Source organism: Nesterenkonia sp. Act20 (genome assembly GCF_019173455.1).
Classification (GTDB): domain Bacteria; phylum Actinomycetota; class Actinomycetes; order Actinomycetales; family Micrococcaceae; genus Nesterenkonia.
Map to the genome: position 1 here is coordinate 371,059 of NZ_JADPQH010000001.1, position 13,228 is coordinate 384,286.

The window sequence follows — 13,228 nt, forward strand, 5'->3', positions numbered from 1 at the left end:
GCTGGGTCGGGGCGGTGCTCGCCGCATTCAGCGGCTTGGTTGCTGTTTCCAAAACTCTTCCAATCCCTTTTCGACTGTGGCCACGTCTTCGGGTGTGCCCATCAGTTCAAATCTGTATAGATGAGGGACTCCGCATTTGGCGGCGACGATATCCCCTGCGATGCAATAACTCTCATAAAAGTTTGTGTTGCCCGCGCCGATCACTCCGCGCAGGAGGTTCCTGTTGGATTCAACATTGAGGAACTTGATGACCTGCTTCGGCACCGAGCCTTCGCCGGCATCGGCGCCATAGGAGGGCAGGACCAGGACGAAGGGCTGCTCCGCCGCGAGGGTCTCATCCTTGGTCCGAAGCGGAAGTCTGGCGATCTCCCCCGCCCCGTGCTTCAGCTTCTCCACGAACCGGTGTGTGTTGTTCGACACCGAGGAGAAGTAGATCAGACGTGCCGTGGTGTTCACGGCTGCATCAGGCGACCGAGCTGACCGCAGCGTGCTGGACAGCCAGCTCGGAGATCTTGTCGGGACGGAATCCGGACCAGTGGTCAGCGTCGGTGATCACGACGGGAGCCTGCATATATCCCAGTGCGCGCAGCCGCTCGAGGGCCTCGGCATCCTGGGTGATGTCGACGGTCTCGTAGGTCACGCCGTTCTTGTCCAGAGCGCGATACGTAGCGTTGCACTGGACGCAGGCAGGCTTGGTGTAGACAGTGACAGACATGTGGCTCCCCGATTTTCTCCGTGGTGTTCTTACGATGCTTCAATACTACATCTTGGGTTCTGGGATATCACTAGCCACTAGATGCTGTACTCACACCCATGTAGTTCTCCACCGCGAGTCCACAGGACCTGTGGATCATCACTTCGCTGCAATGACGCGGAACCAACGGGAGAGCTTCCCCTTCCTCCACAGCTGGGGAGGACGAAACTCCCAAGAAGAAGTTTCTGAGGAGACGGCGTGTCTCGGCGTGTCCTGGTGCTCCAGCAGAAGATGTTGAGTCCGCGCAGCCGAGAGGACACTAGATGTGGTGTTCTGAGTCTCCGGATTGGGGAGGTCTGAGAGCTTGGACAGACACCGTCGAGGGACTTCACAGACTGGGCACCTAGGGTCGAGAATCGAATCACCGGTCCTGTGGCCGGCGCCTCGCAGCTCCACGTTGCGGGTACCTGAACTCCGAGGAGATCTTCCCCATGTCCGCTGGACGCCCTCCTGACACTGACAGTCAGTTTCTTCCCCCCGAGGCGCCCGATCTGGCCTCTATCGGCACCGACGGGCGACGGCTGGGAAACCGAGATCTGGACCGCCACCGGGCCACGACGCGGACACGGCAGAACACTGCGCGTCGCAGCGGCTCGACCGGGGCCCCGACGGCCAGCGCCAGCGGAAGAGTCTCGGGCAGCGAGAGCAACGTGTATCAGCAGCTGCTGTCTCAGCTGCACACGACATCCGGGACGCAGGGCGAGGACGTCGCCGTCCGGATGGCCGATATCCGCCGCCAGCTCACCGAATTTCAGCTGCACTATAAGTTCGGCATGGATGAGGTGCTGACCAAGATCAATGTGCTGCGTGAGGAGTTCGAGCACACCCGCGACTACTCTCCGATCGAGCACGTGAACTACCGGCTCAAGTCCCTGGATCGGATCCTGGACAAGGTCCAGCGCTACGGCTGTGAACCCACGCTGGAGAGCATCAAGCATTCCATTCGCGACATCGCCGGGATTCGGATCACCTGTTCCTTCGTCTCCGATGCCTACTGGGTGGCGGAGATGCTGTGCAGCCAGCCCGACCTGCGCGTGGTGGAGGTCAAGGACTACATCCGGCGGCCCAAGCTCAACGGCTACCAGAGCCTTCATGTGATCGTCCAGGTGCCGGTCTTCTTGTCCAACCGCACCGAGTTCGTCTATGTGGAGGTCCAGATCCGCACCGTGGCCATGGACTTCTGGGCCTCGCTCGAGCACAAGATCTACTACACCTACGACGGCGAGGTCCCCGGGGACATCCTCGATGAGCTTCGCGACGCGGCTGTGCAGGCGGCGGCGCTGGACAAGCAGATGGCCTCGATCCGGGACCGGGTGACCGCGTTGAAGGATCAGGCTCCGGTCTCCGGTCAGGGCGCCACCGGACCGACTCCCAGCGATCGGACGACGGGCGCATGGTTCCCCTCCGACGACTCCATGGGCACGACGTGGCAGTGGGAGGACATCGCCAAGCATGCCGGCGGACCCCACGAGGGCCCCCAGGACTAGTCGGGGTCGAGATGCTCCGCTCAGGCCAACGGCTCTGCTGTAGGTCAGGTTCTGCTCAGTCCCAGAGCTCCGCGAAGTGCTGGATGGGCCCGTGGCCGGTTCCCACTTCGAGGGTCTCGGAGGCCTCGAGCGCGTGGGTCATCCATTGTTTGACCACCGGCAGGGCCTCGGTCCAGCTGTAGCCGCGGGCGGTGAGTGTGGCCAGGGCCGCGGAGACGGAGCATCCCGTGCCGTGAGTGTTCTGGGTGTGGATGCGCGGGGAGGTGAACTGTTCCTCGCGCGGGCGCACACCGTGCTGGAGCGGGTAGACCAGGGTGTCGACCACCTGCTGCTGCGCTGTGTCATCCTCCAGATGACCGCCCTTGGCCAGGACCACCACCTGGTGAGCGTCCGCCACGGTGCGCGCCTGGAGCACCATCGCCTGGGGGTCCTGCGCCTGTGCGGCTCCGGCGAGCAGCGCGAGCTCGGGCACGTTCGGGGTGATCAGCTCGGCACGGTGGAGAAACGCGATCAGCGCAGTCTCCGCAGCGGCGTCGAGCAGCCGGTCGCCCGAGGTGGCGACCATGACGGGGTCCAGGACCAGCCGTGGGCGCGAGTCGTCGTCGGCCCAGGTGGCGTCGAGCCAGTCAGCCACGGTGGTGATGATCTCCGCTGTTCCGAGCATGCCGATCTTGATCGCGTCGATGGCTACGTCCTCGGAGACGGCGTCGAGCTGGGCACGAAGGAAGCTGGCCGGGGGCAGGTGGATCTCCCGGACCCCCCGGGTGTTCTGCGCGACCAGAGCTGTGACCACGCACATCCCGTACCCGCGATGTGCGGCGAAGCTCTTGAGATCTGCCTGGACGCCCGCTCCCCCCGTGGGGTCGGTTCCAGCGATCGAGAGGATGTTCGGGATCGTGCGCGCGGACGTGGAGCTCATAGACCCATGCTAATCGTCACTCCAGCACCGAATAGGTGCCGACCCTGCGGTCATCGGTGGCGCCGGTGACCTCGCCCGTCTCGTAGTCCACCTCAAGCGCCTGCACCGAGCCGAAGCCACCCCACTCATCGGGCCAGACCTGCAGCTCCCAGCCCAGGTCCTCGAGCCCGCTCACGGTCTGTGCCCCGGGCTGGTCATCGAGGAACAGCGTGCTGGACTCGTCGTCGAAGCGGAAGCGCAGCCCGTCGAACGAGTCCTGCAGCGAAGCTTCCTGCAGGCCCCACTGTGTCAGCACTGTGCCCATGATGTTGAGGATCTGGTTGCCGCCGGGGGTTCCGATGCCCAGCACCGGACGCTGTTCCTGGTCGAGGATGATGGTCGGCATGGACCAGGTCACCGAACGGCGGCCGGGTTCGGGGCGGTTCGCCGGGGAGTCCACGGCGTCGAAGCGGCTGAGCTGGTTGTTCAGGAAGAAGCCGTTCGTGACCTCCCCCGCTCCCCAGAAGTTGGTGAGCGTATTGGTCATAGAGACCATCACACCATCCTCGTCCACCACAGAGATATGGGTGGTGTTGGCGTCGATGGGCGCACGGCCAGCTGCTGCGTTCTGTCCTGGCTCGGCGGTCTGTCCTGGATCGGCGTTCTGTCCTGACTCGGAATCGGGCGCGGTGTTGGCGGAGAGATCAATCTGCGCATTGGCCTGCTGGTCGGTGATCTCCTCCACCGGGACCTGCACGAAGGCGGGGTCGCCCAGCTCGGTGAGCACGGTCTCCTCCGCGACCAGCCAGGCTTCGGAGAGCGTCTCGATGTACTCGGCCGAGTCGGGCTCCATCTCGGCGATGCCCGCGGCCTCGGCGACCTGGAGCATCTGCACCAGGGCTACACCCGGGAGCGCGGGTGCGGCAGCCAGCACGCCATAGTCTCCGAACTCGCCGGAGACCGGGGCCGAGAGGGTGGGCTCGTAGTCGGCCAGGGTCTGTTCGTCGAGGCCCTCGACCGCGGTGAGATCGGAGGCCAGACTGCCGGTGTAGAACGCTTCCCAGCCCTCTTCGGCGACCGTTCCCAGGGTCTCAGCGAGCTCAGTCTGGACCAGCTGCTCGCCGGTCTGAAGCGGTTCACCATCGACTTCGAAGGGCTCCACCCCGTCGATCGCCTCAGGTCCGAGATCTTCGGTCATCCGAGTGGCCAGGAAGTCGTAGACCTCGAAGCCTTCGGAGGCCAGCTGCTGGGCCGGCTGGACCAGCCGGTCCCACTCCAGGCTGCCGTGCTCCTCGTGGAGCCGCCCCATGCCGGCGACGAATCCGGGGACGCCGATACCGGATTCCGGGATCTCTCCGTCGACCCCCACCTCTTCGCGGTAGTCATAGAACAGCGGGTCGCCGTCCTGTCCGGCGATCACCACGGAGCCGCCGCCGCCGAGCCCGGAGGCGTAGGGCTCCACCACGGAGACGGCGAAGGCGGTGGCGATCGCAGCGTCCACGGAGTTCCCACCCTCGGCCAGGACCTCCTCGCCGGCCTGCACCGCGAGCTCATTGCCGGCGCTGACGCCTTGCTGCGAGAGCACCGCTTCCTCCTCCGGCTGAGCGGAGCTGCTCGGCTCCGGCGGTTCCACGCTGGGCTCTTCGGGCTCGGCGGTCGGTGGTGGCGGTGGCGGTTCCTCCTCTGCCGCGCAGGAGACGAGAAGTCCCAGGGTGGCGAGCAGGGCGGCGCTGCGTCCGGCGCGGCTGCGTCCCAGACGGCCTCTGCCGGCTGGAGCATGAAGGCTCTCTGGAATGCGGGGGTTGCTGGTCTGTGGCTGCATGATTCGTCTCCCTCAGGAAGGCGTCGGCTTCTGCTCCATGGATGTTCCGGGCTTGGCCCGCCGGGGGTAGGCGCGGGCGTGCTGCCGTCGGCGGTGGCGTTCGGGCAGTCGATAGTGCACTCGTAAAAAGGTCGGGGCCTTGCGCAGCAGGGCCTCCAGCGGACCATAGCGGAGGTTGGCGATCCAGACGACGGCGAAGAGGACCAGTCCCAGCATGATCGCACAGCTGATCAGCAGCCCCTCGAGCGGGTCCTGCGGGCCCGGGTAGATCAGCACGGCAATGATCACCAGGTGGGCGGTGTAGGCGGTGAGCGGCATCTGACCCACGGCCACGAGGAGTCGGATGCGCTGGCTGAAGTACGGCACCACGATCAGCAAAATCCCGAGCAGCATCACCGCGGTGCCGCTGGCGCTGATCAGCCACAGCGGCATCTGGGAATGTCCGACGGCGGAGATCAGCCGGTCGAAGTCCACATCACTGGTGTCCGGCTGGCCGAGCACCCGCACCAGCAGCTGGGACAGTCCGAAGGCTCCGAACCCGGCGATCGCCCCGACATAGAGCAGTCGTCGCTGGACCTTGATGTTGCCCAGCGGCTGCCGCCCTATCCAGACCCCCAGAAAGAACGGGGCGATCCACACGACCAGCGGATAAGGACCGGAGACGAGGATCGCCGCCATGATCTGGAACGGCGAGTCGCCCAGCTGCGCGGGTTCGATATGGAAGTCAGTGGACTGCCGCGCGAGGATCCAGAGGACCGGACCGAGCAGCGCGGAGGCAGTGGCGGACCAGAAAAGCCATCGGGTGGACATCTTCACCATGAACGCCGCGAGGAAGAACAATGCGGCGTACGTGGGAAGGATGACGTTGACCCCATGGTCGAGCGTCTGCAGCGCCAGGCCCAGCGCGAGGAGCAGCAGGCCCCGCCAGAGCAGCGTGCTGCGCCGGGTGATGCCCTTGGTCAGGGATCGGCGCGCCAGGAAGGTGACTCCGATGCCGGCGAGCACCACGAAGAGGATGGACGCCCGCCCGTTGAGCCCCCGCACGATCCAGGACGCCCAGCCGTCGGTGTTGTACGGACCGACATTGACGATGATCATGCCGAAGATCGCAAGCGCCCTCGCCACATCAAGGGCGTAGAGGCGACTCAGTCCGCGAGCTTGGGAGCTCAGCATGCGGGAGGGTCCTCCTAGCCCGGGCGATCAGGTACCTCAAAACTGTACCCCCTCCCGGTACGGACGGCGCGGCGTGCGTCGTTCAGAGCACCGCCCAGCCCAGCAGGCCAGCCGCGATGACCACGGCCCAGGCCGGGGCTCGCCAGCTGTTCAGCGCCACGAAAGCGAGCACCGCGAGCACCAGCGCCGGGGTTCCCACCTCGAGCACGCCCACCGTGAACACTGGGGTGTAGAGGGCTGCCGCCAAGATGCCGACCACCCCCGCGTTGACACCGAGAAGAACCCGGCGAGCGCGGGCGTTGCTGCGCAGGCGCTCCCAGAACGGCACGGCAGCGAGGACCAGCAGCGCGGCGGGGAGGAAGATCGCGGCGACGGCGAGTCCTGCCCCGGCGAGTCCTGCCCCGGCCAGTCCTGACACGCCCGCTCCTCCAGAGGCTCCGAGGAACCCGGCGAAGGTGAACAGTGGTCCCGGCACTGCTTGAGCAGCCCCGTAGCCAGCCAAGAACACCTCGGCGTCGACCAGCTGCGGGACCGTCTCGGACTGCAGCAGCGGCAGCACCACGTGGCCTCCACCGAAGACCAGGGCCCCGGCACGGTAGAACGAGTCAAGCGCCGACGCCCAGGCACTGCCGCTGAGACCTGCCAACAGGGGCAGTCCGAGCAGCAGTCCGATGAACAGGATCAGCGCGGTGACCGAGACACGGCGCGAGACCCGGACGGTGAATGCGTCCTGGTGCCCGGGACCGGACTCCGGCGCGCGCAGCCAGAGCGCCCCTGCCAGGCCGGCGGCGAGGATCGCGGCCACCTGAATGAAGGGGTGCGGCACGAGCAGCACGAAGACCATGGCCCCGGCCGCGATGCTGGCTCGCGGGGCATCGGGCGTGAGGGCGCGGGCCATGCCGATCACGGCATGGGCCACCACGGCGACGGCGGCCGCTTTGAGACCCTGGATCCAGCCGGCCTCGGCCAGGTCACCGGCATTCTGGACCCAGAACGCGAACGCGACCAGGAGCAGCACCGAGGGCAGGGTGAAGGCGAACCATGCCGCAGCCATGCCGGCGTATCCTGCGCGCTGCAGCCCAAGTGCCATGCCCACCTGGCTGGAGGCGGGTCCTGGCAGAAACTGGCACAGCGCCACCAGGTCCGCATAGGCCTTCTCGGTGAGCCACCGACGGCGCGTGACGAACGCTTCGCGGAAATACGCGAGGTGAGCCACCGGCCCTCCGAAAGATGTGAGGCCCAGGCGCAGGAACACCAGGAAGACTTCGACGACTGTCCCCGGGTGGCGCTTGTCCGAGGGGTCGACGTCATCGGCGTCGTCGAAGGGGGTCTGCGGCGGGTGCGTCATCACCGCATACCCTGGAGCAACAAAGTGAACAACAGTTGAATTCGAGCCGCGCCGCAGGGGCGCGTCTGCGGAGGGACAGCATGGAGATCAACGACGTCGACCTGATTCCGCTGTTGCGCGGCGCGCTGGACTACGAGTCCACCGCACGCGGGCTGGTGCCGTGGCGGCTCCCCAGCTGGGCGCGCGAACAGAGCTACGACCCCGCCGTGGGACGCGTGGCTGGAGAACCAACGGGAGTCCGCCTCGACCTCCGCACCGCGGCGACCTCACTGGTGCTTCGCACACACCCGACCCGCCGAGTCTCTTCAGACGCAGCTGCGCCCCAAGCCTTCTATGACGTGATCGTCGACGGCGCGCTCTTCGCCCGCCTCCCCTCCCCCGGCGAGGACGCTGGGACCACCCTGCGCACCGATCGCTTCACCGGGAAGGTCACCAGGATCAAGGGCGTGGATGCACGACTGAGAGTGCCCGACCTTCCCGCCGGAGAGCACCACGTCCAGATCTGGTTGCCGCACAACGAGACCACCGAACTGATCAGCCTGTTCTCCGACGCGGAGGTCGACCCGGGCCCGACGGTGTCGGGGACGCACTGGCTGCACCACGGAAGCTCCATCAGTCACGGCTTCGACGCCGCTCACCCGACCGGGACCTGGCCGGCCGTGGCTGCGGCGGCCGCCCGGGTGGAACTGACCAACCTGGCGCTCTCGGGCCAGGCCATGCTGGACCCCTTCACCGCCCGCACGATCCGCTCAGCGGAGGCGGACGTCATCAGTGTGAAGCTGGGGATCAACATCGTGAACGAGGACGCCATGCGACTGCGCACCTTCGTGCCGGCAGTGCATGGATTCCTCGACACCATCCGCGAGGGCGGCCACGCCCAGACTCCGCTGCTGCTGGTCTCGCCGCTGCACTGCAGGATCCAGGAGACCACGCCGGGGCCGCTGCTCTTCGAAGAGCTCGACTCGGGACCCCGCTACTCGCCCCTGGGAGATCCCGACGATGTGAGCCAGGGCAGGCTCACCCTGCAGGTGGTGCGGACCGCATTGCGGCAGATAGCGAATCAACGCATGGCCACCGATCCGCATCTGCACTTCCTGGACGGACTTGAGCTCTTCGGCGCTGCCGACGAGGCGGATCTCCCGCTGCGCGATCAGCTGCACCCGGGCAGCGAAGCCCACCTTCGCATCGGGCAACGCTTCGCAAATGTTGCACTGGCCCGCGGGGGTCCACTGAACCTGCAATGATCAGGGACGTGCTTCTGCAAGACATGCCCTCACGCGCCTGGATCGCCACGGTGCTGCAATGGATCCGGACAGTTGCGATGGCGACCCTTTTCCTCGCGCTGGGGCGGGTGCTCGACAACGCGGTCGCAGGCAGCGACAGCTCCGCGGAGATGATCCTCGGGGCCGCCGCGGGTGCTGTGGCGGTGGTGTGCTCCGGCATCGCCGCGGCCCTGCCGCCCAGACTTCGGGCGGCCGAAGAGCAGCTGTGGCGAGGAAGCGGGATCAGAGCGGCGCTGCACCGCGATCCTGCGGCGAGCAGCGCACCGAAGCCGACCGGGGCCCGGGGTGCCGCGCTCTCTGGAGCTCAGCGCGGCCATCAGAGTGGTGCCCCGCGTGGTGGTCAGAGCGGCGGTCATGGTGGCGGCAGTGCTCACAGCGGCGGTCACGGCGGCGGCGAGGCGGAGCTGCTCACCGGCGGGGTGGAGCGGATCGCGGAGTATCGCGCCGAGTTCCTCGGCCCCGCGCTGGCGGCCTTCACGGCCCCCGCGCTGGTGCTGCTGCTGATGGGCTTGATCGTGGACCCGGTGATCGCCGTCGTGCTGCTGGCGCTAGTGCTGATGGTCCCGCTCCTCGTCCGGTTCTTCCTGGCGCGCTTCCGCGGGCCCACGGCGCAGTACCGTCGCCTCGCCGGGGCAGCCACGGGCCGGTTCCAGGAGGTCCTGCGCTCCCTGGGCGGCCTGGTGCTGCTCGGCGCGGAGGACACCGGACGCAGGACCGTGGCCGAGGCGGCTGCGGCGCTGCGCGTGCAGGCCGTGGCGCTGCTGAGGCGCAGTCAGCTGATGATCCTGGTCAACGATGCGCTCTTCTCGCTGGTGATGATCACCGCCACCGTGGCCCTGGCCCTGTGGCGCTTCCAGGCCGGGGTGATCTCGGAGGGAGACCTCCTCGCTGTCGTCCTGCTGGCCACACTGCTCTACGAGCCCATCGACAAGCTTGGTCGCTCCTTCTACGTCGCGATGGCCGGACGCACACAGCAGGGACTGTTCACCCAGACCCTGACGACACCGGGCGCCGCCGACACCCACACCGCAGGCGCCGCTGCGCAGAACTCAGACCGGGACTCCACGGAGACTGCCCCGACACACGAACCGAGGGCTACGGGCCATCCACTGCTGCGGCTGGAATCCCTGGCCGTGGATCGCGGGGGCTCCAGCGTGTTGAGCGGGATCACGCTGGAGATCCCGCGCGGCAGCACCCTCGCGGTGGTAGGACCCTCGGGAGCAGGAAAGTCCACGGTGGCGTCGCTGCTCCAGGGACTGCTCCCTGCGACTTCGGGTCGTCTGCTCCTTGAAGGGCGTGAGGCGGATCCTCGGGATCTTCAGCGGGCTGCGGTCACGGTGGCGCAGAAGCCCTTCATCTTCTCCGGGACGGTGGCTGAGAACCTGCGCCTCGCGCGTCCGGAAGCCAGCGACGAGGAACTGTGGGAGGCCCTGGAGAAGGCACGCCTCGCCGCCGAGATCGCCGCCAAGCAGCAGGGTCTTGCCACCCAGGTCGGAGAAGACGGCGGCGCCCTCTCCGGGGGCCAGATCCGTCGCCTGGCCATCGCCCGGGCGCTGCTCTCCCACGCGCAGCTGCTGATCTTCGACGAGCCGACGGCGGATCTCGACCGACGTGCCGAGCGCCTGGTGGACGAATCGCTGCAGGCGCTCGCCGGCAAGCACACGCTGGTCATCATCGCCCACCGCCTCGCCACCACGCGCTGGGCCGATCAGGTGCTGGTCCTGGACTCGGGGCGCCCGGCGGCGCTGGGCAGGCCTGATGATCTGCTCCAACAAAGGGGCTACTACGCCGAGGCCACCGCAGGAGAGGGTGAACACCGATGATCGGTCATCTCCTGTCCATGGCCCGAGGATCCGCCGGCCTGCTGGCGCTCTCCACTGCGGCGCGCACACTGACTCTGCTCTGTGCCGCGGCGCTGCTCGTGTTTCCCGCCTGGCTCGTTGGCCGGCTCGCCGAGGGCATGAGCATCCCCGGACTGGGCACCGTGATCGCGGTGATGATCGGCCTGGCGCTCGCAAAAGGCCTCACCCGCTACGCAGAGCAGCTTTCGGGACACACTGCGGCCTTCGCACTGCTGGAGCAGCTGCGTGTCAGGCTCTACGAGAAGCTCATCCCGCTGGCTCCGGCAGTGACGGCTGCGCGAGGCAGCGGTCGGCTGCTCTCGAGCGCGACGCGCGATGTGGACCGGGTGGAGGTGTTCTTCGCGCACACGCTTGCCCCGGTCATCACGGCGGTGCTGCTGCCGCTGGCTGCCGTGGGGCTGGCTTCCACGCTCGCCGGTGCGGGCATCGGGATCGCGCTGCTGATCATCTACCTTGCTGCCGCGGCTGCGCTGATCGGCATCGGCAGACGCAGCAGCCGCAGCACCAGCACCGCTCAGGTCCGCACCCGTGGCTCGCTGTCCCAGGAGGTCAGCGATGACCTGCGGGGACGCAGCGAGATCACCATATTCGGCGCTCAGGAACAGCGCGCCGAGCGCGTGGACCAGATCGGCACACAGCTGGCATACAGCGCCCGAGGGGCCTCGGTGATGCAAGGGCTGCGGGCCGCAGCCGGACAGGGCTGGCAGGTGGTGGCGCTGTTCACGATCCTGCTCCTGGGCCTGCCACAGGTGCGCGGCGGTGAGATCAGCTGGACCGAGCTCCTCGTGGCGCTCGCCCTGGTTCCTGGCACCGCCCCGGCGCTCTCGGCGGTCGAGGCGCTGGGCATCTCGCTGCCGGCAGCGTTGGCCTCAGCGGCGAATCTCCGTGAGCTCGAGGAGAGCCAGCCCGCCGTCGCCGAGCCCACCGAACCCGTCGTGGTCCGTCCCGAGCATGCGGGCGCGGCCTCCGTCTGCTTCCGCGGGGTGAGCTTCGGCTATCCGGGCACCGACCGAGAGGTGCTCAGCGAGGTGGACCTGCGCATCGAACCGGGCGAGGTGGCCGCCGTCGTCGGCGTCAGCGGTTCGGGCAAGTCCACACTGGCGTCCCTGCTGACCCGGGTATGGGACCCGCAGCAGGGTCAGGTGCAGCTCGCCGAAACGGATATCCGCGAAGTCTCCCTGCGTTCGCTGCGGGAGAACATCACCGTGGTCGAACAGCGCCCGGTGCTGGTCAGCGGCACCATCCGTGAGAACCTGCTGCTCGGAAGTCCTGCCGCGACCGAGGAGCAGATCCTCGCCGCCTGCCGCGCCGCCTGCCTGGAGGGCGATATCACCGCGATGGCCGAAGGCCTGGACACCGAGCTCGGAGCCGAGGGGGCGCGGCTCTCTGGCGGACAGGCTCAGCGCCTGGCGCTGGCCAGAGGGTATCTGCGAGGCAGCCCGGTGCTGATCTTGGATGAGATCACCTCCGCCCAGGATCCCCTGACCCAGGCGGAGATCCTGCGAAGGATGCCCGAGGCCACCAGTGCCACAGTGATCATGATCGCCCATCGCAGCGCCGTGCTGCGCCACGTGGACACCGTCTACGAGATCGACCAGGGCCAGCTCAGAGCAGCAGCTCGGCCAGCAGCGGGAGCGTGAGCAGACAGGCCAACGTGCTGGTCACCAGGATCGATGCCGCCAACCGACCGTCGCCCTCATACTGCTGGGTGAAGACGTAGACGGTGGTCGAGGAGGGCATCGCCGCAATGATGATCAATGTGCCCGCCCAGACAGGCCCGAGCTGGTCATAGAAGGGCAGCACCGCCAACCAGGTCAGCACCGGCAGCAGCAGGATCTTGCCCAGGGTGCCCAGCGCGATGGACCGTTTGGGAACTCCCCCGCTGCGGATTCCCTCGATCGCCGGATGCAGCGCCAGACCCACGCAGAACAGCGCCAGCGGGACGGCCGTCTGGCCCAGCAGTCCCACTGACTCGTCGAGGGCGGCGGGCAGCCGCAGCGGGCTGAAGACCACCAGCAGGGCCAGAGCCATCGAGATGAACACCGGGTTCATCAGCAGCGCACGCTTGATGATCGGCGCGACCTGCCGCCGCAGCAGCCTCCCCACACCGCCCCCGCGCTCATGGTCTGGTGCTGCGCGGGCGGCCACCACCGTGCGCACCAGCGGGTAGCCGTTGAGGTAGATCAGATTGTGCAGCATGTGGATGATGCCCGCGGCGAGTCCGGCCTCCGGGCCCAGCACGCTGATGGCCACCGGTATCCCGAAGTACCCGACATTGCCGAAGCTGCCGGCCAGCGAGGTCGCCGCTGCGCCGTCCCGCGCGAGCGGGCCCAGCAGGTAGGTGGCGTAGTACAGGCCCACCGACACCAGCGGCGTGATGACAGCGACGATCACCACCGCCAGGACCGGGAAACCTGCAGTCGGCGGCGCGGTGACCATGGCGGTATAGATGAAGGTCGGCAGCGCGAAGTAGAAGAGGAAGCCGTTGAGGTGGTCCTGACCGGCACGGAACCTCGGGATGAAGCCAGCGGCGAAGCCGACGGCGATCACCAGGAACATCGGGCCGACGACCCCGAGCATCTCAAGCATCGGAGACAGTCC

Annotated in this window: 11 protein-coding genes; 4 read left to right on the top strand and 7 right to left on the bottom strand. The window is 67.5% G+C overall.

What is annotated here, in order from left to right:
• Window positions 1-27 precede the first annotated feature (27 nt).
• Both nrdI and nrdH read right to left on the bottom strand, forming a co-directional pair.
• On the bottom strand, window positions 28-456 hold the full coding sequence (gene nrdI, locus IY716_RS01665; RefSeq protein WP_369699551.1) for a class Ib ribonucleoside-diphosphate reductase assembly flavoprotein NrdI: 429 nt from the start codon (window positions 454-456) through the stop codon (window positions 28-30).
• Window positions 457-463: 7 nt separating this feature from the next.
• Window positions 464-715 (bottom strand): glutaredoxin-like protein NrdH, encoded by a 252-nt coding sequence (gene nrdH / locus IY716_RS01670; RefSeq protein ID WP_192590458.1) that lies wholly within the window; start codon window positions 713-715, stop codon window positions 464-466.
• Between the two features lie 470 nt (window positions 716-1,185).
• Here nrdH and IY716_RS01675 point away from each other — a divergent pair, with 470 nt between their 5' ends.
• Entirely contained in the window at window positions 1,186-2,241 is a 1,056-nt protein-coding gene (locus IY716_RS01675; RefSeq protein ID WP_255316391.1) for a GTP pyrophosphokinase family protein, read from the top strand.
• Window positions 2,242-2,296: 55 nt separating this feature from the next.
• Here IY716_RS01675 and thiD read toward each other — a convergent pair whose 3' ends face one another.
• The 4 genes from thiD to chrA form a co-directional block, all read right to left on the bottom strand.
• Window positions 2,297-3,160 carry a bifunctional hydroxymethylpyrimidine kinase/phosphomethylpyrimidine kinase gene (thiD, locus tag IY716_RS01680; RefSeq protein WP_218219913.1) on the bottom strand — a complete coding sequence of 288 codons (864 nt, stop codon included), beginning with the start codon at window positions 3,158-3,160 and terminating at the stop codon, window positions 2,297-2,299.
• Between the two features lie 16 nt (window positions 3,161-3,176).
• Complete coding sequence (locus IY716_RS01685) at window positions 3,177-4,961, bottom strand: gamma-glutamyltransferase family protein (RefSeq protein WP_218219914.1); 1,785 nt, start codon at window positions 4,959-4,961, stop codon at window positions 3,177-3,179.
• Window positions 4,962-4,973: 12 nt separating this feature from the next.
• On the bottom strand, window positions 4,974-6,134 hold the full coding sequence (locus IY716_RS01690; protein WP_218219915.1) for a DUF418 domain-containing protein: 1,161 nt from the start codon (window positions 6,132-6,134) through the stop codon (window positions 4,974-4,976).
• A gap of 82 nt (window positions 6,135-6,216) precedes the next feature.
• Window positions 6,217-7,482, bottom strand: a complete 1,266-nt coding sequence (chrA, locus tag IY716_RS01695) for a chromate efflux transporter (RefSeq protein WP_218219916.1) — start codon at window positions 7,480-7,482, stop codon at window positions 6,217-6,219.
• 80 nt (window positions 7,483-7,562) lie between these two features.
• On the opposite strand from chrA, the gene IY716_RS01700 reads away from it, so the two are divergent.
• The 3 genes from IY716_RS01700 to IY716_RS01710 are packed head-to-tail and all read left to right on the top strand — an operon-like array spanning window position 7,563 to window position 12,267.
• Window positions 7,563-8,726: an SGNH/GDSL hydrolase family protein gene (locus IY716_RS01700; RefSeq protein WP_218219917.1), complete on the top strand. Its 1,164-nt coding sequence runs from the start codon at window positions 7,563-7,565 to the stop codon at window positions 8,724-8,726.
• A gap of 8 nt (window positions 8,727-8,734) precedes the next feature.
• Complete coding sequence (locus IY716_RS01705) at window positions 8,735-10,588, top strand: ABC transporter ATP-binding protein (protein ID WP_218219918.1); 1,854 nt, start codon at window positions 8,735-8,737, stop codon at window positions 10,586-10,588.
• Window positions 10,585-12,267, top strand: a complete 1,683-nt coding sequence (locus tag IY716_RS01710; protein WP_218219919.1) for an amino acid ABC transporter ATP-binding/permease protein — start codon at window positions 10,585-10,587, stop codon at window positions 12,265-12,267. The genes IY716_RS01705 and IY716_RS01710 overlap by 4 nt, the downstream gene beginning before the upstream one ends.
• Here IY716_RS01710 and IY716_RS01715 read toward each other — a convergent pair.
• Window positions 12,233-13,216 (bottom strand): AEC family transporter, encoded by a 984-nt coding sequence (locus IY716_RS01715; protein WP_218219920.1) that lies wholly within the window; start codon window positions 13,214-13,216, stop codon window positions 12,233-12,235. The genes IY716_RS01710 and IY716_RS01715 overlap by 35 nt on opposite strands.
• Window positions 13,217-13,228: the final 12 nt, after the last annotated feature.